The organism is Inquilinus sp. KBS0705 (genome assembly GCA_005938025.2).
Classification (GTDB): domain Bacteria; phylum Bacteroidota; class Bacteroidia; order Sphingobacteriales; family Sphingobacteriaceae; genus Mucilaginibacter.
On the sequence record VCCI02000001.1, the window covers coordinates 1,777,832 to 1,799,443 of the forward strand.

The window sequence follows — 21,612 nt, forward strand, 5'->3', positions numbered from 1 at the left end:
TGTTAAACCGTGGTCTACAAACCACTATCGTCCAGTGCGAAGGTGTTTTTACGTTCCTTCCACTTACCCTTTGTAAAATCGGGGAATTTTTGCGGCATATTGCCTTCTGCTATTGATTTTTCGGATAGCGGCGTTATCACACTCATGGTTAACGAGTCGTAAACATCTATCGGTGTTTGTTTCTTTTGTTTTAGGGCTTCTACAAAGCCGTTAAAAACAAACCAATCCATACCACCATGGCCGGCTCCTTCGGCATATTTTTCAAACTTTTTCCAAAGCGGATGGTCGTATTTTTCAAACCACTCGCTGGCTTTATCCCACTCGTCGTAGTTCTTTGATTTCCCTTCGATGTATACCGATTCGGCTACGTCCATCCAGATACCTTCAGTGCCCTGCACCCTAAACCCTAACGAGTATGGGCGGGGCAAGTGGGTATCGTGGCTAAGGGTAACCGTTTCGCCATTGGCGCAGTTAATCATTGTAGTAGTTACATCGCCATTTTTAAACTTGATCTTTGAGTTTTTATTTCCGGGAGATACCTTATCAATATAGTTATGCAACCCGATGGATTTTGACGAGAACGATATCAGGTTGGTAAAGCTGTTACCCCGGTTTATATCAATATAATTCATCACCGGGCCGGCACCATGCGTAGGGTAAATATCGCCATCGCGGTCAATATTCCATTGGGTACGCCATTGGGCCTCGCCCATGGTATTAGGGCCAAACTCAGCACCCTTACCACTAAAGCTTTTACCATCGTTAAACAATACACCACGTAAGTCGTGCTGATAGCCACCTTCCAGGTGCACCAAATCGCCAAAAACGTTTTGGCGGGCCATGTTTAAAGCGGCCATCACGTCGCGACGGTAGCAAACGTTCTCCAGTGTCATGTAAGGCATTTTTGTTTCTTCATGGGCGTGCAGTATATCCCAGTGATCCTTTTCGGTTATACCGGCTATAACCTCGCAACCAACGTATTTACCTGCGCGCATGGCAGCTATAGATTGCTCTTTATGAAACTGCCATGGGGTAGCTATTATTACCCCGTCAATATCCTTACGGTCAAGCAGTTTTTTATAAGCGTCAAGCCCGCCTGTGTATTCGGCAGGGAGTTTCTTTTGTGCTTTTACAAATTGCGCACGGCAATACTTTAATGAGCTTTCCTGTATATCGCAAATAGCAATTATCTCTACATCGTCGCGCAACAAACCTTCGCTAATATGGCTACGGCCACGAAGGCCAACGCCTATATAACCTAAGCGAACTTTATCGGCGTTTTTACCAAACAGTAGCCCTGAAGGTAGTATGGTAAAACCGGCTAATCCAACAGCGGTGTTCCTAACAAATTGTCTGCGATCCATAATTTTTTGCTTTTTTATTAATAATTATAATTGAATTGACGCCGCCATTTGCTGCGTACTAAAGGTTATCGGTTTAAAAAATTGGGGCAGGTGGAATTCCGGCGTTTCATTATGGATGTTATTCCAACATAAGTAATGGGGTTCGGGTAAACTGTCTCCGCATTTAAAAAAATTAACCCTGGCAGTGCTTCCCTCAAAACACAAAGCCGGGTGAAACGTAAAAATGTTTTTGGGGATGCATAAGGCCAATTCCCATTCTATATCATCGCCCTCGGTGCTTTTTATAAGCGTTTGATGTTCAATAGTTTTTAGCATGTTGACAGGTATAAAAGCACGCCCTAATTTATGCAGCCCGTATTGAACCCTGGAGGTGCCAAAGCAGTTAAACTCAAGGTTATAATAGCTTTCGTCATTATCAAAAGCGATGAAGAACTCCACGCAACTATCTTCATACACAGGGTCGTTAAATTGGCTATACTGCGCCCGCAAGGTGCGTTCGCTTACAAAATATTTCAAATACATATGATTTGTATCGTAAGCTATAGTAAATGATACTGATGGCTGCTGCTCATCTGCCGCCCAGGGCGCAAATGGCATAGGCCGCCGTTCAAGGCCATCTAACACCCGTGAAAAATCATCCGAGTTGTCCAAATCATTAAGGCAAGGTATATACTCCATAGCTACCCTCTGCATTAGTTTTGGTTTGGTTTATATTTAGCCATTTCGCTTAGTATTGTTTGGTGCATTTGGGCAGAAGCTGCAGTCAGTTTTTTAAACAGTTGCAATTGCGCTTTTGTACGCTGCAGGTTATGGCCTTCAAATTTTATTTTATAATAGGTATCCCCGTTAATATAATCGGTTAAAAAGCGTACAGTTTGCGTGTAGGGCAATAACAACACCCCTTTCACCAACGATTCCACCTCAGCATCCGTAAGGAATGTAGCGGCTTCTTTTAAATAGCCTTGTACGTAAGCATTAAACAGTGGCATATTCAGTTGAATTTTTTCCAGATCTGCCTCATCCTCAGTTGTGCTGTTAATAATGCTGCGTATGGCATCACCAAAATCATAAGCTACGTAACCATCCATCACCGTTTCCAGGTCGATAACGCATTGGGCTTCGTCCTTACTGTTTAGTAATACATTATTAAACTTTGTATCGTTATGGATAACACGTTTTGGCAATATTGCAGCATTTTGGGGTTGCTGAAAGTATTGCATCTCACTTGCATAATATTGTATGATATCCAATTCGTCCTTTACAGATGCTACACGGCCCTTTGGGTTGTTATGCACCGCTTCGCTCAATTGCTTAAGCCTGAATTGTACATTATGAAAATTAGGTATCACCTCATATATTTTGCCTGCCGGGATATCCGACAACATAGATTGAAACTTGCCAAAAGCACGCCCGCCTTCATAAGCCTGCTTGGGTGTTTCTACCACATTATAACTTTTAGTATCGCTTAAAAAGAAAAACATGCGCCAATAGTCACCGGCACTATCGCGGTAAAAAAATTGGTTACTATCTGTAGGTATAAGCGTCATCACCTCCTTTTGCGGATCGCCATAACCCTGCGCCATAATTTTGTGCTTTATATGCTCGGTTACCATGCGCATGTTATCCATCAGCTTCTCTACATTGGTGAAAATATGATGATTGATGCGCTGCAATAGGTAATCAGGGCCACCCGCGACTATATTCTTTAACCTGAATGTATCATTAATATGCCCCGAGCCATACGGTTTTTGCGAACCGGCATCTGCCGAGCACTTAAAGTGAGACACTACCTCCGCTATGTTTTCTGAACCTTGCACTATCCTTATTTAACTATTGGGGAACCTGATAAAACCATTTGTTAAGAGTAAAAATGGTATAAAAAACACTTGTAAACAAAGGCATATCCGCTTGTACATGCAGTATTACGCTACGCAACCGTTTGCATAACCCTACGCAAACGGTTGCGCTATTTTTGCATAAATGCAGTGAAGCAAGCGGTTAAGATTATTTATGAGCAGTATACTCGATCATCTCCGAATCGATGATATGTTGCAGCGGGGGGGTGTCTGTGGTATCTGCCTTTGTGGAGTTATTGATCAGTTGAAATAGAAAGCCGGCAGCCATTGAAGATTGCTTGTAGGCAAATTGCTCTATAGATGCCAAAGGCACGCTATCCATGTACTCCCATATGGGCAGGTTAGCAAAACTAATAAAGCTGATATCCTGGTTAACCACCAGCCCGGCTGCCTTAACAGCGGCAATACAATCAAGCAATACATAGTCATTAAACACAATGATAGCGGCAGGTGGCTGGTTAAGTGCTAAAAGTTTATTAATGGCCTTAATATTATCGGCTTTAGCCAATGTGGTAGATACGATGATATCCTGTTCAACTGATAAGTTGTTTTCTTTAAGGCAGCGTATGTAAATCTCCAATCGTTGCAAAGTTGCAGCCAGCTTGGCCGGGCCATTTATTAAACCAATACGGCTATGGCCCATGCTAACCAATTTGGTTATGGCTTGCAACATGCCCGATACCAGGTTGCAGGCTACATAGTTAATATCTTTACGGTTAGGCACCCTGTCAAAAAACACTATTGGGATATTATATTTCTGCAGGTTATCAAAGTGGTCATAAGTGGCGGTTTCTTTGGTTAGGGATACCAGCATACCATCAACCCGATGGTCTTTCATATTCTCCACTATCTTCTTTTCCCGTTCAAAACTATCAAGCGACTGGCCTATTATAACATTGTAGTTACTTTTTTCTGCCGCATCCTCTACTCCTGTTAAAGCTGCCGAAAAAAAGGGTTCGGAAAGATCAGGAATGATAACCCCTATTGTATATGTTTTACGCTCTTTAAAATAGATGGCAGTTTTATTGGCCTCGTAACCAAGCTCTTTAGCTACTTCATGCACGCGCATGGTGGTTACCAAACCGATACTTGGATGATTATGCAGCGCACGAGACACCGTAGATGTAGATACATTAAGCCTTTTGGCGATCTCTTTAATAGTGGGTAACCTGTTTTGTAACATGGTGCCGGTAGCGCATATATTAATTAGCTAAAGTACTGCATTAAATGTAAAGCCAACAAATTCGTATTGCCTAAAACGAAAGCCCCTTTTTGCTGATGATGGCATCGTCTATCAGCTTCCCTAACGCGTTTAACAGGTATGCATCAAGTATATCCTCATTTCGCTGCAGCCATTCGTTACCCGATTTTAGGAGCATGGCAGCTTTACCATCTGCAAACTCTACTTTCCAAACCTTCCATTTTTTAAATAGCGCAGCGGTTATCTGTACTAAATGAGTCGTTCCATCGGCAAATTTTATCCTGTAATGCATACTTCAAATAGTGGTAGATTACTGTTATTACGTAGAAACGCTTCTGTTTATTGCATGCCAGATTGTAACATTACAGTTGCCTGTTAATGTGGTGTAATACTGCCTAATGCCCTGCAATCCCTGGATACGGCTTAGTGTTATTGGGTTTGCCAAAAAAGTCTTGATCGGGCAGTATAACATCAAATAAAGCCTTCAAATTCAGCCCTCTATCTATGGCCGGCGAGCTATCCTGTAGTTGGTAAGCGCTTAAAGTATCAAGCTGGTATGGGTCGGTTAAGGTAGTGGTAAGCGGCCCTCTTAATAGCGGATCGGCTTGCAAGCCAACAAGCTTATCCTTCAGGGTTTCCTGCCCTGTAGCTGCCGACCAATCGGCAAGGTTATCAAACTCCCTGAATTTCGGTATTCCACCATCTATCCCCCACCAAATATTGCCCAAAAAGCGTTCGCCTGATGACGGACCATTTACAAGGCTGTCCTTAGCCATAATGATGTTATTGGCAAATAAAAAGCCTTCGTTTTTGCTTAGTTGATGAAAGCTTACAGCTGGGGCTTGTTGATTGATTATCAAATTATTATAAATCATGCAACTGTGCAGATCAACACTATCAACGGTCGAACTCCAAACCAAAATACCGGCTGCTCCAGTTGTTTTGGTGCCATCGTTTACACTAATACAGTACCGCATGGTGTTATTAGCCCAGTGCGAAGCCCCCTCGTACTGAAACAAACCATACCCCGAACCCTCGTTATTATACGACAAGCAATACTGTATAACCGAGTTAGTGACACCGCCATCAAAGTCGAACCCACCACCATCAGATGCGCCCGCGTGGGTTTTGTTATTGTATGATATACAGTACTGTATGGTTAAATGGCTGCTTTCGTACCCCCATATACCTACAGGGCCGTTACCTAAACGCGGCATATCCCAGCCATTATTGGTGGCTACGCAGTGGTCTATCAGCACCGAATCTGAACCGCCTACCAGAATACCGTTACCGCTGTGGTTAGTAAGATTAGTTGGGTCGCCGGGGTTATTGTCGGCAAGGCAATCCTTTATAACTATGTTTTTTGAGGTTTCGTGGGTGCCTGATATGCTGATACCAGCGCTGCCATTATTCCTCGCAGTTGCTTTTAGCACCTTTACATCCGTGCAGTTATTTACCTCTAAACCAGCCTTTTGGAATCCATCTATCGTTACATCCTCAATCGTGCAGCCCTGGGTGTTTGCCAGCAATATGCCGTCTGTAGTGTTTCCATCGTTGCGGCCTGCGCCTTTCGCGTTAAGGTGGCTAAGTATGGTATAGTTGCTGTTTACCAGTATCGCCTGCCCCTTACCCCCATCAATAGTGGCTTTCCCGCCGCCGTAGCTGGTGATGGTTATTGGCTTGCTTGTAGTGCTGCTTTCATCTGCCGTTAATATGAGCGGGCCTGTAAACACTTGGTTACCTGCTAAATACACCTTTGAACCGGGCTGTAATTTAATGCTATTTAGTTTTTGGATGGTTTTAAATGGTTTATTGCGGGTGCCCGGCTGGGTATCATCGCCGTTGTTGTTGACGTAGTAAGCGCGGCTTGCAAAGGTCATGTGCGTTGTAAAAATGTAAAAGCAAAAAAGTAAAATATGCCGCATATGCTATTTTGTTGAACAAACTTTACCAACCATAACGCCACCTCTCCGTTTTCGTCTTTACAGCTAAAAATATTCTTTTAAATTACAGTTTACACACAAAATTTTGCATTTTTTTGTTCCGGTCGGTCTAAGTAATTTAATATTTTTTTTGATATAAACAAGTAACAAAGGGTATTTTTTTTTGGCGTTGAAAAATAAAGAGTGGCCGATACCACAGATAGCCCGACGACCGCTTGTCGCATTTGCCCTCTTATATTGTCATGATCCGACTACCCGGGGTACCATTATTATTATAGTTTTGTAATAACCAATAGCCACAATGAAAACAGTATTTGACAAAGACACCAGGGACCAGCTTATTAACAGGATAAACCAGCTTAACGAAAACAGCACTCCGCTATGGGGCAAAATGAACATTTATCAGATGCTGAAACATTGTGTTTTGGCCGAAGAGATGTATTTGGGCCATGCCGTATACAAACGTACTTTGCTGGGCCGCGTTTTGGGCAAGTGGGCATTAAAAAACATGCTGAAGGACGAAACGCCCATGGGCCACAACGCGCCTACCAGCCCGCACTTTATAGTAAGCCAAACCACCGGAGATGTTGCCGCCGAAAAGGCCCGGTGGATAGCCCTCACAGAAGCCTACGCCACTTATTCGAACCCGGGGCTGGTACATTGGTTTTTTGGCGACATGACCCGCGAGCAGGTGGGCCAATTTGTATATAAGCATACTGACCACCACCTGCGGCAGTTTAATGTTTAGCCGCCGCTATTTAACAACAAAACTGTAACTGCCCGACCCTGCCTGTATCAACAGCTTATCGTTTTCATAACCTAATACTTTTAGGCCTGTGCGGTTGCTAAGGGTTTTGCCACCCTCGGTTATCCGGCTTTGTTTATTGGCAGGCAGGTATATAACCGCTGTAGTATTATCCGGGATAACCGTATGCATGCTAAAACCTGTGCCCGCCTTTTCCCAACTATTACTGATGATGCCGTAGGGCGATCTGTGGCTCACACTGGCGTATTTAACATCGCCAACCACCTCGGGCCTGATGATGATGCTTTTGAAGGCTAAACCATCCGCCCCGGGCCTTATGCCGCCTAACCCGCTATAAAACCACTCCATTAAGTGGCCCAGCATAAAGTGGTTGTTTGATGATATGCGGTTGCCCTGCCACGATTCTGTTAGTGCGGTGGCCCCCTGCGCCAATTGGTAGCCGTAACCCGGTACGTCGCTGCGGCTGTTCATGTCAAATATCACGTCAGACCGGCCCGCATCGTCCAGCACACGCAGCAAATAGCGGTAGCCTATATCGCCGGCGGTTATACCGTTGTTGTGCAGGCGTATATCTTTAATAATGTTATCTACAACCTTTGGTTTATCGCCCCCGCTTACCAGGCCCATGTACACCGCCATAGCGTTTGCAGTTTGGCTGCCGCTGCCATATTGGTTGGTTTGCGAGTTATAAAACTTATTGTTAAATGCTTGCTTCACTTCGGCAGCCAGGGCCGCGTATTTTTGTGAATCATCTGCCTTACCCAATATCCCGGCAATTTTGGTAAGCAGGGTTAAATCATAGTAATAAATAGCTGTAGCTGTTAAGCCCTTTGGCGTTAATTGCGATTCTCCAGGATCTTTTGGCCCTATATCATACCAATCGCCCAAGCCAAAGTTAAGTATATGCTTATCGCCGCGTTTTTCAAGATAGGCCACATAACGGGTCATCATATCATAGCTTTGGGCAAGTATCTGTTTATCGCCATACCACTGGTATAAATACCAGGGCATAATAATGCCGTTGCTGCCCCATTCAGGCGAGTCGCGAAAGCCGGATTGGAACTGTACGTACTCGGGCGCTATATCCGGTATCAGGCCATCGGGTGTTTGCGCCACCATCATATCTTTTACCACTTTGCGGCATAGGGTGGCTATATCATAATTATACCTTATCGAGCTACCCACCAGGTGCGCCTCTTCCAGCCAGCCCAGTTTTTCGCGATGAGGGCAATCTGTAAATATACTGGCTGTGTTGCTTTGTATGGCCCAGTCTATCAGTTTAAAGGTGCGGTTAAACAAATCGTTTGAGCACTTGAACGAGCCAATTGCCGGTGCGCTGTTTCGGGTGTGCAGGCTTTTTATATCGGTTATTACCGGCAACAGGTCGGGGTTGGGTTGTTGCGTGGGTACGGCACCTTCTACCTGTATGTATCTAAAGCCATAGTACATAAATTGCGGCGACCAGTGCTGTGTGCCTGCGCCGTTAAGGGTATAGTTAAAGTACACCGGCTGGCCAACCGGGGCTTGCAAGACCAGTCCGTTATTGTCCAGTAATTCCGCTGGGGTTATTTTAACGGTTGCACCGCTTTTGCCCTTTAAGGCAATGTAAGGTATTGCCGAGGCGTTTTGCCCCATATCATATACCCAAACGCCCGGTTTTGGCTGGCTAACCTTTACCGCGGCAAAATCATCAAAGGTTTTTAAAGGGTATTGCGTTTGCGCCTCTAACACCGGCGGGCCATCAACCGTTATGGCCTTTTGCCAATTGTGGTCGTCAAAGCCCGGCTTGTCCCACCCCTGGCGGTATAGGGTAGCGTCGTAATCCTCGCCCCCATATATGCTCGAATAGGTAACCGGGCCGGGCGTGGCTTTCCAGCTATTATCACTTATTATATTCTGCTGTGTGCCATCAGCATATTGCAGCAGCACCCTGCATATCATTTTTGGGTAGCCGTAGGCACCTTTCAGTTTGTGGTACCTATCGCCGGGTATGTAGTAAAAGCCATTACCTAACATTACCCCCAGCGCGTTTCTGCCTTTTTTTAAGCTATCGGTTATATCAAACGTAACATACTGGGCATGCTTATCATACTTTGTCCAGCCTGGGTCTAAAAAGTGGTCGCCTACCTTCGCGCCGTTCAGCCTTAGGTCAAATTGGCCCATGCCCGTAATAAATATGGTCGCTTTCTTTACCGCCTTATTTAAAACAAACTCTTTGCGCAGCAGGGGCAAAATATCCTTGCCCTTGTTCCATCTTTCGTCGGCAGGATTTTCAAGCGCGGGCACTAGGTACAACGAGTCGGGCATGCGGTTATAGGCTATCCATTGGGCACCTTTCCAATCGGCAGGGCTTAGCAGGCCCATTTGCCATTTGGCTGGCTTGCTCCAGGCAGATGCACGGCCATCGTTATCCCATACCTTAACCTTGTAGTAATAACTTTTTGCTGATGATAGCTTTACGCCCTTATAAGGCACCTGTATAGATGCACCGGACAGCACTTTTTTACTGTCCCATATATTGCCTTCATTCTTACTAAGCAACAAGGGGTCATCGGCCACCAATATGCGGTATGCCTGTTGCCTTACATTGCGTTTTACCGCGCTAAGCTGCCAGGCAAACACGGGCTGCACATTATCTATCCCTACCGGGTTAGCCTGCTCATCTACGCTGGTTTGCTTTACCGAAACCTGCGCAGATACACCTGTTACCGCCATAAGCAGCAACACCGAAAAAATAAGTTTATTGACCACCCGTATGCTTTTTTGTAGTAATAACGGCTAATTTACAAATACCTCGTCTATAAACACCCAGCCGGGTTTGCCTTTTGCAGGGTGCCATCCAGGTACCACCTTAAGAGGTTTTGCTATTAGCTTTATGCACGATACCGCCTGTTTTGTATTTAGCTTACAGGTAAGGCCAACCACACCAAACGGGTCATCCTTTTTAGGCGGGGCCACTTTTAGGTTGCCTAACAGCTTTAGGTGCTGCTCGTCTGCCCCGCCCCACACTTCAATACTTTGGGCCAAAAATATCTGGCTGCCAATATTGCGCATGGTGTTTAAGGCAACCGACTGTGCGGTAACAGGTTTTTTAAACAGCATTACTACCGCCACATCCTTTTGAGAACCTATCCATTTGCCGTTGCCAAAATTTGTGCCGCCAAGCTCTTTATCTATCAGCGTTTTTGGGCCATCGCCTTTGTACTTATCATCGGGCGGGGTGCTAAAGCGTATGCTATCGGCGGTGTAGGTATTTTTGTAGAAACTAAACTGCACGTTATCGCTGCCCAGCCAACCGGCTTTGTAGGCACGTGCCATTATGGTGGTGTTTTGGGTGAGCATAATGCCCGGTTTATACAGGGACGATTTAACGCTATCGGGCCCGGTGCCATCGGTTGTATAGCGTATTTGCACCCCCTTAATCGGGTGAGCCAATTGCAATTCGGCAGAGCCGTCAAATATAACCGAGGTGTTTTTAAGCTGCGGATTATTTAGCTTAATGGGTTTGCCATCGTCTTTAAAACCTTGTATCAGCTTAAGGCCCTTATTGGCCTTTTGTAATTGGGCCATTTGCTCGTCGTTTATGCCTGTGCCCCAAACAGCCAATTCTTTTAAGGTTTTGATGCCGCCTAATGCTTTTACAGCTCCCCCGTTGATACCGGTACCCGCCAACGACAGTGTTTTTAAATGCTTTAATCCGGTTAAAGCGCTTAAGCCATTATTGGTGACATCTGTAAAATTCAGGTTAAGATGGCGCAGGTTTTCAAACTGGGCTATGGTTTTAAGGTCGGCATCCTTTACAGGCATCTTGTTCATATCTAAAGATACCACCTGCTTTTTAAGCGGATCAAGCTCCTGCAAAACCTTTACGTTGTAGGTACTTTTATTGTAGATGTTTACCGCCAATGCCGGCGACTCCTGCGCAAGTGTATATATCACCCGGTAGTTGTTATTCAGCTTTTTGATGTCCTTTTCGTCGGCAGCGGCAAAGTCATAAGTTTCCTCTTCGCTTTCGGCAGGTTTAAGTACCGTAGCAGCCAACAAGCGTAACGAATCGGTAGCGGGCAGGTCTATCACCTTCTTTTTAATATCCGGGTGGCTTTTTACCCAAAGGTAAAGTATCAGCATTTCCTTATCGGTTAACTGCGGCTTGCCGGTGGGCGGCATATGCTTTTTATCATCCTCGGGCAAATGCACACGCTGTAGCAATAAACTAATTTCGGGTTGGCCGGGTACAAACAGCTTACCGTTTTTACCGCCTTTTAATACACCGGCTGTTGTGCTTAACAGCAGGCTGCCCTTTAGTTTATCGGGATTATGGCAGCTAATACATTTGGCTTTAAAAATAGGTTCAATTACATCTTTAAAAACAAGGGCCTTATCAATAGGCACTTTATCGTCTTCCTTTTTCAGGATAGGCCCTAAAACAAAATCTTCGCCATGGGTAAGGTCGGCACCAAAGTGCCCGGCAATTATCAGGCATAAAACAATTACAACGGCCGCCACCTTAGCTATGGCCGCGTTATACCTTACAGTATTGCGCCCAAAGTACAAGCCCGAGCCTGCAAAAACCACGCTTACGCCAAACCATTTGTGCCACTGCAGCAGGCTGCCATCGTACCCCGGCTCGCGCGATAGGAACAGCCCCATAATAACCGTAATTGCCGAAAATATTACCCCTAATACCAGCAAATAATCTGTAAAGGTTTGGTATAGCTTTTCGTTAACAAATGCGGCATTAAAACGGAAGTACTCCATCAGCATGGCCAGCATCAGTATCACAATAGGGAAATGAAGCACCAACGGGTGCATGCGGCCAAGCGGCTGCAGCCATAGCGGCACAGCCAGGCTATCGCCGGCCAGCAATAAAATGATGATGAATATGTTGAGTGCAAAAAGTACGCTATCGGCAAAACCCTTGTGGCTGGTTCTCATAAATTACAACCGTACTAATTAAACCCTTGTAAATTTATAAGGGTACACCTTGCCCGATGCCCATTGCGCTACGTATAAATTCTCGTCGTTATCCACGCATACATCATGCGGGTTTAAAAATATTTTTTCGGCTTGCGCCATTGGCTGCAAAACGCCATCGGTATATACCGGTTCGGTACCGCCTATGTTTGATACCACTTTGTTGTTTTTATCCAATATGGTGGTAAAACCGCTATTCTCGGCCGATAGTTCGGGCGAGCGCAGTACGGCGGCGTATAAATGGTCGCCTTTTATAACCGGGCGGCAAACACAGGCACCGGGCAGCTTTATAATTTCAAGCAGTTTGCCATCCATTGTAAAGCGTTTAAAGCAGTGGCGGGTGCGGTCGGTAACCAGCAGCGTTGGTGTGCCCTGGCGGCGGTCTATCACTATACCATGGGCATTATCCAAATGTTCGTCGCTTTCGCCCTTGCCGCCAAAATAGGCTATCAGCTTGCCATTTTTATCGTAATGGGTAACGTATTGCGCACCGTAACCATCGGCAATGTAAAAGTCGCCGTTGGTGTTTACCGCTACTTCGGTAGGTACAAACTCTTCGGCTTTTTTGTAAACGCCGGTTTCCAGCGGTACATCAATGGTCATTAGTATTTTACCATCAATAGTGGTTTTATATACCTGGTGCTTTACGGTATCGGTTATAAACAAAACATCGGTACCATTCTCGTTAAACAAGGTTAACCCATGTGCCCCCGGGAACTCAGTACCCCAGGTATCCAGCAGCTTGCCCGATTTATTGTAGATAAGCACATTGTTTTTTGTCTCGTTGGTTAACAGCAATATGCGGCCTTTGGCATCCTGCACCATCTCGTGACAATCGTTAACCGGATTTTTTTGCGAATCGGCTTTGCTCCAATCCTTATCCATACGGTAACGCATGTTACCATGGCCGTAAACCGGACCTTCATTTTTTGCCAGCATATCCTTAGCGATAAAAAAACTACCCGATACAAGCGCGGTTTGTTTAATAAATGATCTTCTTTCCATTATTGGTAAATTCTAAATGCTAAACGCTAAATTCTAAAATCTAAAGCCTAAATTCTAAACTCTAAAACCTAAATTTTAAAATCCAAACTCTAAACTCTAATATCTAATCTCTAATCTCTAACCTCTATGTTATTATCCCCTTTACCACGTTGCCGGCAACATCTGTTAAACGGTATCTGCGGCCCAGGCTTTTGTAGGTTAGTTTTTTATGGTCGATACCTAACTGGTTCAGTATAGTGGCATGAAAATCGTGTACGTGCACCGGGTCCTTCACAATGTTATACCCAAACTCGTCCGATTCGCCATATACTATACCGGGTTTTATACCGCCGCCGGCCATCCATATGCTAAAGCAGCGCGGGTGGTGGTCGCGACCATAGTTGGCTTTTTCTAACTTGCCCTGGCTGTAGTTGGTACGGCCAAATTCGCCGCCCCATATTACCAGCGTTTCATCAAGCAGGCCGCGTTGCTTAAGGTCGGTAACTAATGCTGCCGACGCCTGGTCAACATCTTTTGCCTGACCGGCCATTTCCTGCGGCAGGTTACCATGCTGATCCCAGCCCTGGTGGTACAACTGCACAAACCTTACCCCGTTTTCGGATAGTTTACGGGCCAGCAGGCAGTTGGCGGCGTAAGTACCGGGCACCAAACAATCGGGCCCATACATTTTTATGATATTGTCCGATTCTTTTGAAACATCCATAATATCGGGAACGGCGGTTTGCATGCGGTAGGCCATTTCGTACTGCTGCACTTTGGCGTTTATTTCGGGGTCGCCAAATTCCTTATAGCTGATATCGTTAAGGGCGGCAATATTATCCAGCATTTTTCGGCGTTCGTGGCGGTCTAAACCGTTAGGATCTTTTAAGTATAGTATAGGGTCTTCGCTGCTGCTAAATTGCACCCCCTGGTGTATAGAATCTAAAAAGCCATTGCTCCACAGTTTAGAGTATACGCCCTGCCCGTTACCTTTCCCTTTTGATAGTAATACGGTAAAAGCCGGTAAATTCTTATTCTCGCTACCTAAACCATAACTCACCCAGGAGCCCATGCTGGGCCTGTTGCCCTGCTGCGCGCCGGTTTGGAAGAATGTTAAAGCCGGGTCGTGGTTAATAGCATCAGTATTCATGGTGCGGATGATACAGATATCATCGGCTATTTTACCAATGTGCGGAAAGAGGTCGCTTACCCAGGCACCCGATTCGCCGTACTGCTTAAAATCGTAAAACGAACCTACCAGCGGGAACGATGCCTGCTTGGCGGTCATCCCGGTAAGTATCTGGTTACCCCTTACCGATGCAGGCAGCTCCTGCCCCATCATTTCGCGCAGTTTGGGCTTATAATCAAAGGCTTCTAACTGCGATGGCGCACCATCCTGAAAAAGATAGATGACCCTTTTAGCCTTTGGCGCGAAATTGGGTATGCCCGGTATAAAATCAGCCTCGCTTTCGCCGCCTCCGCTAAACAGATCAGGTATAAGCAACGAACCTAATGCCGCGCTGCCAATACCCAGGCTAAGCCTCGACAAAAATCGGCGGCGGTTGATATTAAGGCCGTGCTCTAAAAAATTCTTGTCCATAGCTATCAGGTTTTAGTTATCGCTTCTTCTAAATTATACAAGGTATCTACCACTTTCATCATGGCAGCAAGGGTTATCTTATTCATGTTAAGCGGCACAGGGTATTCGCCCACGCTTAACAAGTTATTTGCATCCTTTTGGCTTATAGATCGTTGCTCACTGTTGTAATAATCGGTTAAAAGCGCCAGTTCGCGCTCGTTGGGCTTGCGGCACAACACCAGGCGGAACGCTTTTATAATTTTATCTTTGGTTTGGCTGTTATCCTGCAATAATTTGGCCGCCAGCACACGGGATGCCTCTAAAACGGTAGGGTCGTTTAGCATTACAAGCGCCTGCAGCGGGGTGTTGGTGCGCAGGCGTTTTACTTCGCACTGGTCGCGGTTACTGGCATCAAAAATACCTAATGATGCAGGCGGAACCGTGCGCTTAATTAAGGTATACATGCCACGACGGTATAAATTTGGCCCGTGTACCTGCTTATAATTAGCCAATATACCCCGGCCCGATGTTGCGGTTTCCCAAAGGCCGGGTGGTTGGTAAGGGTTTACACTTGGGCCGCCAATGGTACGCGTTAGCAAGCCACTGCTTGCCAAAACCATATCGCGCACAAACTCGGCGGGTAAGCGGTAGCGCGGCCCGCGTGCCAGGTATGTATTTTCAGGGTCGGTTTTTAATGCTTTAGCCGTTATTGCCGCCGACTGCCTATAAGTTGCCGACATTACAATTTGCTTTACCAGGCGTTTCATATCCCAACCATGGTTCATAAAATCAACTGCCAGCCAGTCCAGCAGTTCGGGGTGGGTAGGCAGGTCACCCTGCATGCCAAAATCGCCCGAGCTTTTTACTATGCCCTTGCCAAAAAACTCCTGCCAGGTTTGGTTAACAAATACACGCGCGGTAAGTGGGTTCTTTTTATCAAACATCCACTCGGCAAGGCCCAGCCTGTTTTTAGGCAATTTGGCATCAAAGGGTAATATAGATTTTGGCGTACCGGGCTGCACTTCGTCGCCATGGGTATCGTAATTGCCGCGTTTTAAGATGTATGACTTACGCACCACCTCGCTATCGCCCATAATAGATACAATGAGTTTGCCGGTATCCTGCTTATTAATAAACTTTAACACGCTTTTAACGTCGGCATTGGTTATTTGCATCATGGGCCTTTTAGCAAAGGTTTCGGGCCCACCAACGGTTGATTGCAGACCCGCTTCTTTCACACTGTTAAAAAACGAAAACACCTGATAGTACTCCTTTTGTGAAAAGGGATCGTACTTATGGTCGTGGCAATGGGCGCACTCCAGTGTAATGCCCAACATGGCCTTGCCAAAGGTATTGGTACGGTCGGTAACGTAGCTTACGCGGTACTCCTCGTCAATCACGCCGCCTTCTTCGGTTATTTTGTGGTTGCGGTTAAAGCCTGTGGCTAATAACTGCTCTTTGGTAGCGTTGGGCATCAAATCGCCGGCCAGTTGCCAGGTAATAAATTTATCGTAAGGTAAGTTGGTGTTAAAGGCATGTATAACCCAATCTCTCCAAGGCCATTGGGTTCGGTAGTTATCGTCCTGGTACCCATGCGAATCGGCATAGCGGGCAACATCCAGCCAGTGCAGTGCCATTTTTTCGCCATAAGCAGGGTTAGCCATTAACTGGTTAACCACTTTTTCGTAAGCATTAGCGCTTTTATCGGCCATAAAGCTGTCCATCAGCTTAAGGCTTGGCGGCAGGCCGGTAAGGTCTAAACTTATGCGTTTAAGCAAACGCTCTTTATCTGCTTCGGGGCTGGGTTCCAAACCTTTTTGCTCCATTTTTTGCAGTACAAAATTGTCGATGGGGTTTTTAGGCCATTCCTTGTTATCAACCTGTGGTACAGGCTGTGGCTTTGGCGCGGCAAAGGCCCAGTGTTTTTCGTACTTAGCGCCTTGCTTTATCCATTTTTTTATGATCTCGACCTCGTATGGGTTTAGGCTTTTCAGGTTTGATGATATAGGAGGCATTTGCTCCGAGGTATCTTTGGTAGATATGCGGCGATACACTTCAGACATCATTGGGTCGCCGGGTACCAGGGCATGCGCAGTGGGGTTATCCTTTAAGGCTTTATAGGCACTTTCGGGGATATCCAGCCTTAGGTCGGCCTCGCGGTGGCCTGCGTCTGGCCCATGGCATTTATAACACTTGTCTGACAGAATGGGTCGCACATTAAAGTTGTAGCTAATCTTATCAGGCACTTCTTCTTCCCCATCTGCGCCCGATACCGAACGATGGCAAGCCGAAAGGCTATATAAAACACAGCCTATGCAAACCAGCCACATATAATATAACTTTCGAGACATATAAACAGATTAGCTAAAAGGTACTTAAGTGTATAATTAGTTTAAAATTATAAAAAAATAAGTGTGATTAAAACAATTAAAGCCTGCCGCTTAAATAAAAATAAGCTAACAGGCTTTAACAGCTAATTATATACAAAAATGTTACACGTTGTAAAAGTTAAACTTACCGCATACATTACAATCGGTAGATTCCATTGATGTGGGTACTACTCCGCAGCCCGAGCATGCCTTTTGGTACTGACGCAACGCATAACGCATACCGCGCCTAAGCTCTTTATCGGTAAGCGGGTATTTATCGTCCTGGTCTTCGCGGGCGCGGCTCTTGTAAATCAGTATCTCAAAATCGTGGGTGTTGTCCTTCATTTCGGGATGCGGGAATTTGGCCAGGTGGGTAAACTGGTCGTACAGTTGCCTGTTGCTTATAGCGCTCTCGAGGTAATAGTTACGCTTATCATCCCATTTATATATTAATGCCAGGGCCGATAGTATTAATTGCACCAGGGCAACAGGGGCCAGCAACTGCAAATACAGCTTAGCAAATGTGCCTGTATAACTGTATGATATTACTAAACCCGCAACCATCACCGGCACCAAAAAACCCAGTAAGGTAATAGCTTGTATGTATTTTTCTTTATTGCGTGCCCTTATGGCGTACAAATAGTAAGTAGCGTATAATTGAAAAGCCGACTCGTGAGATGAGCGCTGCAATTCTTCCTGGGTATAGTTCATGAATATTATTAATAAGGTTTAAGTAAACATATATATAAAAACATATATGTCAAAAAATACCCTTAAAATAAGTGCTTCATCCTATACAATTAACTAAAAAGCTAATACGTGGTTTAAATTATATTTTATAAAGTAAATTTCACTAAATGTGATACAAGCTATTTGTTCTGACGGTATATTTATACTAATTGTAACATGCTTTAATTAAATATTAAAAAAATATTCCCAAAAAGAATAACCCTGTTATAATTAACAACGTATACATAAACTAAATGCTCAATTGTATATAATGAAAAGATGGCTGGCGCGGTATGAGCATTTGATAAAAGGCAAACTTTTACCCCATTTAAATGATGCCGAAACAGAATTAGATTACTGGAAAGACCAGCTATTTTTAAACTTTTTAATTTATTGCCTACCCCTAAGTTTAATAGCGGCCGTGCCGGGTATATACCTATCTTTTAGGGATGGTTTAATAGCCGTTGGTATTACTGATATATTAAGCGTGCTGCTGTTGGTGTTCATCACTTTTTCTAATAAGCTATCTTTAAAAAAACGTAAGGTTTTAATTACAGCTTTGTTTTATGTATTGGCGGTGGTTTTAATTAATAACCTGGGGTATGTGGGGCCGGGTATTTTTTATTTGTTTGCCATCACTATCATCATCAGCCTCATATCGCCTGTTTTATATGCCTACCGGTCTATATTAACCAACATTGCCATATTAATATGCTTTTACTTTGTAATAGAGTACAGGCTTTTTAACAGCATGCTAATAAAGCAATACAGCGGCGCTGCGTGGCTGGCATTCAGTTCAAACCTGGTATTTTTAAGCCTGGTATTTGTAGCCCTTATCAATAAAATATTTAAAAGCCTGCAAATAACTATCATCAACAAAAGCAACCTGCAGGAGCGTTATAAAAATATTTTTGATAAAAGCCCACTGCCCATGTGGCTTTTTGATACCGAAACTTTATACTTTTTGGATGTTAACGATGCCGCCGTAAGGCATTACGGCTATAGCAAAAGCGAATTTTTAGCCATGACCATTAGGGATATACGGCCTACCGAACAAGTTGCCAGTGTAGAGGATCTGGTGAAAAAAAATAAGGAGTTAAATATATTTTTTGACGGGCACTCGCAACATATAAAAAAGAACGGCGACTATATATATGTAAAAATTGAAAGTAACCCATTGCATTTGGATGGCCGCGACATACGCCTGGTGTTAGCTACCGATATAACCGATAGCCTTGCCGACGAACTGGAGATTTTTAATGCCAACTTAAAAATAAAAGAATCGGAAACTAACCTGAAAGCCATTTTTGAAAGTTCGACCGATGGTTTTGTTTTATTAGACCCTGCCTGCCGTATTAAGCTATTCAACTCAAAGGCACAGGAGTTTATGACCTTTAATAAAGAGCTTACGGAGTTTGAAACGGGCAAAATAATTTTCGACTTTGTAGAGCCTTCACGCAGGCCGTATTTTCATAACCTGATTAACAGGGTTTATAATGGCGAGATTATAGATTATGACCGCAAGCACCGGAAAACAAACGAATTGGTATATTGGATACGTTATACCCTAACGCCTGTTTACAGCGATGGTAAGGTAACCGGCGTTTGTATTACCGGGCGCGATGTTACTGCACGTAAAATTTATTTAAAAACGGTTGAAGACCAAAACAAAATATTCCGCGAGATATCCTGGATGCAATCGCACATGGTAAGGGCGCCTTTGGCGCGTATAATGGGCCTCATTACCCTGTTTAAAAATGCCACCAGCGAAACTGAGAAAGACGAGATATTTAATTATTTAACCATATCTACCAACGAGTTAGATGATATTATCAGGCAGATAAGCCATAAATCTAACGACGTTATAGAAAAACAGCCCGTTTTTGAAGATGTAGCCGGTGTAAAAAAAGCTTCCTGATAAGGCCTCCTCAATAATTATTTACACATATTTGCGCATACGTTTTACAGCATGCAAAATATCAAAAACATCATTTTCGATTACGGCAACGTTATATTTAATATTGATTTCCGCAAGGCGCAGCAAGCGTTTGAGCAACTTGGCATAAGCAATGCCGCCGAGTTTTACGGCCACCGCCAGCAGGACCCTATATTTGACAAATTTGACCGCGGCGAAGTAATGGGCCCCGAATTTATAGCCTACATCAAACAAAAAATAGGTAATCCCGCCATTACCGACCAGCAAATTACCGATGCCTGGAACAGCCTGCTTTTAGGCATACCAGAAGGGAACCACGAGCTTTTATTGAAGCTTAAAGCCAAATACCGTACTTTTTTACTGAGCAATATCAACGATATACACTACCAGTACATTATGAAGTACCTGAAGGAAGAATTTGGTTTTGATGATAACGAGCATTTGTTCGAGAAAACATACTACTCGCACCTGGTGGGCAAGCGCAAACCCGAACTGCACATTTTTGAGCAGGTGTTAAATGAGAACAACCTAAAGCCCGAAGAAACCCTGTTTATTGATGATAGCCCACAACATTTAGAGGGTGCCACACAATTAGGTATCCAAACTTTTTTGATGACTGCACCCGATACGCTGCAAAAATTTGCTAAGCGCGAACATTTAGTTTAATTACTTGCTCCTGCGTTTCTTTTCTTTTACTATCAAGCTAAGCTCACGGCTCATTTGGCCTGCAATAGCCGTATTCTCTTGTGCCCTGCGGAACAGGTAAGGCAACACTGCTTTTATTGGGCCATAAGGTACATACTTGGCTACATTGTAGTTAGCGTTAGCCAGGTTAAAGCTTAGGTTATCGCTCATGCCCAGCAATTGCGAAAAGTATACATGCGGGTTTTTGTGGTCTATTTTCTTGTCATTCAGCAAGTCGGCAAGCAGGCGGCAGCTATCTTCGTTATGTGTGCCAGCAACAAAGGCTAAATCTTTTACGCTATCGGCACAAAATACCAAAGCATCGTTGTAATCGCGGTCGGTAGCGGCCTTATCGGGTTGTATGGGCGATGGGTAGCCACGCTCTTCGGCGCGTTTGCGTTCTTTCTCCATATAAGCGCCCCTTACAATTTTGGCCCCTAAAATAAAGCCCTCGGTGGTTGCTATAGTATGGTCGGCCACCAGCGATGCCAGTTTATCGTGGCGGTAAAGCTGGTAGGTGTTATATACTATGCACTTTTCTTTATTAAAAAAGCGCATCATGTTTAATGCAAGGTCATCAATTGTTTTTTGTATCCAGCTTTCTTCCGCATCTATCATCACAGGTACACCTACAGAATGAGCCATTTCGCAAATAGCCAATACCCTATCCTGCGCGGTTTGCCATTCCAGCTGCTCATCAACGCTTAGTTTTAAGCCTTCGTCTAATTTTTCCAATAAGGCAAAACGGCTAACACCTGTTACCTTAAATACGGTAAGCGGCACCGCTTTATCCTTAGCGGCACGCTCAATAGTGCGGATGATCTCGTCGCGGGTGTTATCAAATACGGTCTCATCGTCCTCGCCCTCAATCGAGTAATCTAAAATAGTACCTACACTGCCGTCGGCCAGGTTTTTTATAGTTTTATTACACTCGGCAATGGTTTCGCCGCCGCAAAAATGTTTAAATATGGTGGCCTTTATCAGTCCCTTAATAGGCAAACCTACTTTTACAGCGAAGTTGGTTATTGGCGGGCCTATTTTTACTAAAAAGTTAACGTTTATTACCTTAAACAGCCAGTAGGCGCGGTTAAGGTCGGTATTGGATGAATGGCGGAAAGCGATCTCGGTATTTTCGAAGGATAATTTGTCGTTCGGACTCATGTATTTATTGTTCTGTTTGAGCATGTAGTGCTATGACTATTAACTCCATGAAGTTTGCAAAATTAT

At 44.5% G+C, this 21,612-nt stretch carries 16 protein-coding genes; 3 read left to right on the forward strand and 13 right to left on the reverse strand.

The genetic code is table 11. The features are described 5' to 3' along the window. Positions 1-14 precede the first annotated feature (14 nt). From FFF34_007820 to FFF34_007845, 6 genes are all read right to left on the reverse strand, one after another. Positions 15-1,364: a Gfo/Idh/MocA family oxidoreductase gene (locus tag FFF34_007820; protein ID TSD67292.1), complete on the reverse strand. Its 1,350-nt coding sequence runs from the start codon at positions 1,362-1,364 to the stop codon at positions 15-17. A gap of 24 nt (positions 1,365-1,388) precedes the next feature. Further along, positions 1,389-2,057: a hypothetical protein gene (locus tag FFF34_007825; GenBank protein ID TSD67293.1), complete on the reverse strand. Its 669-nt coding sequence runs from the start codon at positions 2,055-2,057 to the stop codon at positions 1,389-1,391. Then, positions 2,057-3,181 carry an aminoglycoside phosphotransferase family protein gene (locus FFF34_007830; GenBank protein TSD67294.1) on the reverse strand — a complete coding sequence of 375 codons (1,125 nt, stop codon included), beginning with the start codon at positions 3,179-3,181 and terminating at the stop codon, positions 2,057-2,059. The genes FFF34_007825 and FFF34_007830 overlap by 1 nt, the downstream gene beginning before the upstream one ends. Positions 3,182-3,368: 187 nt before the next feature. Then, positions 3,369-4,403, reverse strand: a complete 1,035-nt coding sequence (locus FFF34_007835) for a substrate-binding domain-containing protein (GenBank protein ID TSD67295.1) — start codon at positions 4,401-4,403, stop codon at positions 3,369-3,371. A gap of 70 nt (positions 4,404-4,473) precedes the next feature. Next, the gene (locus FFF34_007840) at positions 4,474-4,713 is read right to left on the reverse strand and encodes a hypothetical protein (protein ID TSD67296.1); all 240 of its coding nucleotides are present in this window, start codon (positions 4,711-4,713) and stop codon (positions 4,474-4,476) included. Positions 4,714-4,816: 103 nt separating this feature from the next. Continuing rightward, positions 4,817-6,346: a hypothetical protein gene (locus tag FFF34_007845; GenBank protein TSD67297.1), complete on the reverse strand. Its 1,530-nt coding sequence runs from the start codon at positions 6,344-6,346 to the stop codon at positions 4,817-4,819. A 319-nt stretch (positions 6,347-6,665) separates the two neighbouring features. Here FFF34_007845 and FFF34_007850 point away from each other — a divergent pair, with 319 nt between their 5' ends. After that, positions 6,666-7,112: a DUF1569 domain-containing protein gene (locus FFF34_007850; protein ID TSD67298.1), complete on the forward strand. Its 447-nt coding sequence runs from the start codon at positions 6,666-6,668 to the stop codon at positions 7,110-7,112. Between the two features lie 6 nt (positions 7,113-7,118). On the opposite strand, the gene FFF34_007855 is transcribed toward FFF34_007850, so the two are convergent. The 6 genes from FFF34_007855 to FFF34_007880 all read right to left on the reverse strand — a co-directional run bounded on the left by FFF34_007855 (position 7,119) and on the right by FFF34_007880 (position 17,747). Further along, the gene (locus FFF34_007855; GenBank protein ID TSD67989.1) at positions 7,119-9,845 is read right to left on the reverse strand and encodes a Bacterial alpha-L-rhamnosidase; all 2,727 of its coding nucleotides are present in this window, start codon (positions 9,843-9,845) and stop codon (positions 7,119-7,121) included. Positions 9,846-9,908: 63 nt separating this feature from the next. Then, on the reverse strand, positions 9,909-12,065 hold the full coding sequence (locus FFF34_007860) for a cytochrome C (protein TSD67299.1): 2,157 nt from the start codon (positions 12,063-12,065) through the stop codon (positions 9,909-9,911). Between the two features lie 18 nt (positions 12,066-12,083). Continuing rightward, positions 12,084-13,109 (reverse strand): 6-bladed beta-propeller, encoded by a 1,026-nt coding sequence (locus FFF34_007865; GenBank protein TSD67300.1) that lies wholly within the window; start codon positions 13,107-13,109, stop codon positions 12,084-12,086. A gap of 124 nt (positions 13,110-13,233) precedes the next feature. Beyond that, positions 13,234-14,688: a DUF1501 domain-containing protein gene (locus FFF34_007870; protein ID TSD67301.1), complete on the reverse strand. Its 1,455-nt coding sequence runs from the start codon at positions 14,686-14,688 to the stop codon at positions 13,234-13,236. 5 nt (positions 14,689-14,693) lie between these two features. Next, positions 14,694-17,018 carry a DUF1553 domain-containing protein gene (locus FFF34_007875; GenBank protein ID TSD67302.1) on the reverse strand — a complete coding sequence of 775 codons (2,325 nt, stop codon included), beginning with the start codon at positions 17,016-17,018 and terminating at the stop codon, positions 14,694-14,696. A gap of 141 nt (positions 17,019-17,159) precedes the next feature. After that, a complete protein-coding gene (locus FFF34_007880) occupies positions 17,160-17,747 on the reverse strand; it encodes a hypothetical protein (protein ID TSD67303.1) in 588 nt (195 codons plus the stop codon). 289 nt (positions 17,748-18,036) lie between these two features. On the opposite strand from FFF34_007880, the gene FFF34_007885 reads away from it, so the two are divergent. Both FFF34_007885 and FFF34_007890 read left to right on the forward strand, forming a co-directional pair. Then, complete coding sequence (locus FFF34_007885; GenBank protein ID TSD67304.1) at positions 18,037-19,683, forward strand: PAS domain S-box protein; 1,647 nt, start codon at positions 18,037-18,039, stop codon at positions 19,681-19,683. A 51-nt stretch (positions 19,684-19,734) separates the two neighbouring features. Then, complete coding sequence (locus tag FFF34_007890) at positions 19,735-20,367, forward strand: HAD family phosphatase (GenBank protein TSD67305.1); 633 nt, start codon at positions 19,735-19,737, stop codon at positions 20,365-20,367. Here the strand turns inward: FFF34_007890 and FFF34_007895 are convergent, their stop codons facing one another. Next, positions 20,368-21,570, reverse strand: coding sequence for a proline dehydrogenase (locus FFF34_007895; protein ID TSD67306.1), 1,203 nt, complete (start codon positions 21,568-21,570; stop codon positions 20,368-20,370). It abuts the gene before it with no gap. Positions 21,571-21,612: the final 42 nt, after the last annotated feature.

Bases quoted from the DNA above. Each gene is read 5' to 3' on its own strand.
- FFF34_007875 (TSD67302.1), bottom strand. From the start codon at position 17,018: ATGTCTCGAAAGTTATATTATATGTGGCTGGTTTGCATAGGCTGTGTT.
- FFF34_007890 (TSD67305.1), top strand. From the start codon at position 19,735: ATGCAAAATATCAAAAACATCATTTTCGATTACGGCAACGTTATATTT.
- FFF34_007820 (TSD67292.1), bottom strand. From the start codon at position 1,364: ATGGATCGCAGACAATTTGTTAGGAACACCGCTGTTGGATTAGCCGGT.
- FFF34_007895 (TSD67306.1), bottom strand. From the start codon at position 21,570: ATGCTCAAACAGAACAATAAATACATGAGTCCGAACGACAAATTATCC.
- FFF34_007865 (TSD67300.1), bottom strand. From the start codon at position 13,109: ATGGAAAGAAGATCATTTATTAAACAAACCGCGCTTGTATCGGGTAGT.
- FFF34_007840 (TSD67296.1), bottom strand. From the start codon at position 4,713: ATGCATTACAGGATAAAATTTGCCGATGGAACGACTCATTTAGTACAG.
- FFF34_007835 (TSD67295.1), bottom strand. From the start codon at position 4,403: ATGTTACAAAACAGGTTACCCACTATTAAAGAGATCGCCAAAAGGCTT.
- FFF34_007850 (TSD67298.1), top strand. From the start codon at position 6,666: ATGAAAACAGTATTTGACAAAGACACCAGGGACCAGCTTATTAACAGG.
- FFF34_007825 (TSD67293.1), bottom strand. From the start codon at position 2,057: ATGCAGAGGGTAGCTATGGAGTATATACCTTGCCTTAATGATTTGGAC.
- FFF34_007870 (TSD67301.1), bottom strand. From the start codon at position 14,688: ATGGACAAGAATTTTTTAGAGCACGGCCTTAATATCAACCGCCGCCGA.
- FFF34_007880 (TSD67303.1), bottom strand. From the start codon at position 17,747: ATGAACTATACCCAGGAAGAATTGCAGCGCTCATCTCACGAGTCGGCT.
- FFF34_007860 (TSD67299.1), bottom strand. From the start codon at position 12,065: ATGAGAACCAGCCACAAGGGTTTTGCCGATAGCGTACTTTTTGCACTC.
- FFF34_007855 (TSD67989.1), bottom strand. From the start codon at position 9,845: ATGGCGGTAACAGGTGTATCTGCGCAGGTTTCGGTAAAGCAAACCAGC.
- FFF34_007845 (TSD67297.1), bottom strand. From the start codon at position 6,346: ATGCGGCATATTTTACTTTTTTGCTTTTACATTTTTACAACGCACATG.
- FFF34_007885 (TSD67304.1), top strand. From the start codon at position 18,037: ATGAAAAGATGGCTGGCGCGGTATGAGCATTTGATAAAAGGCAAACTT.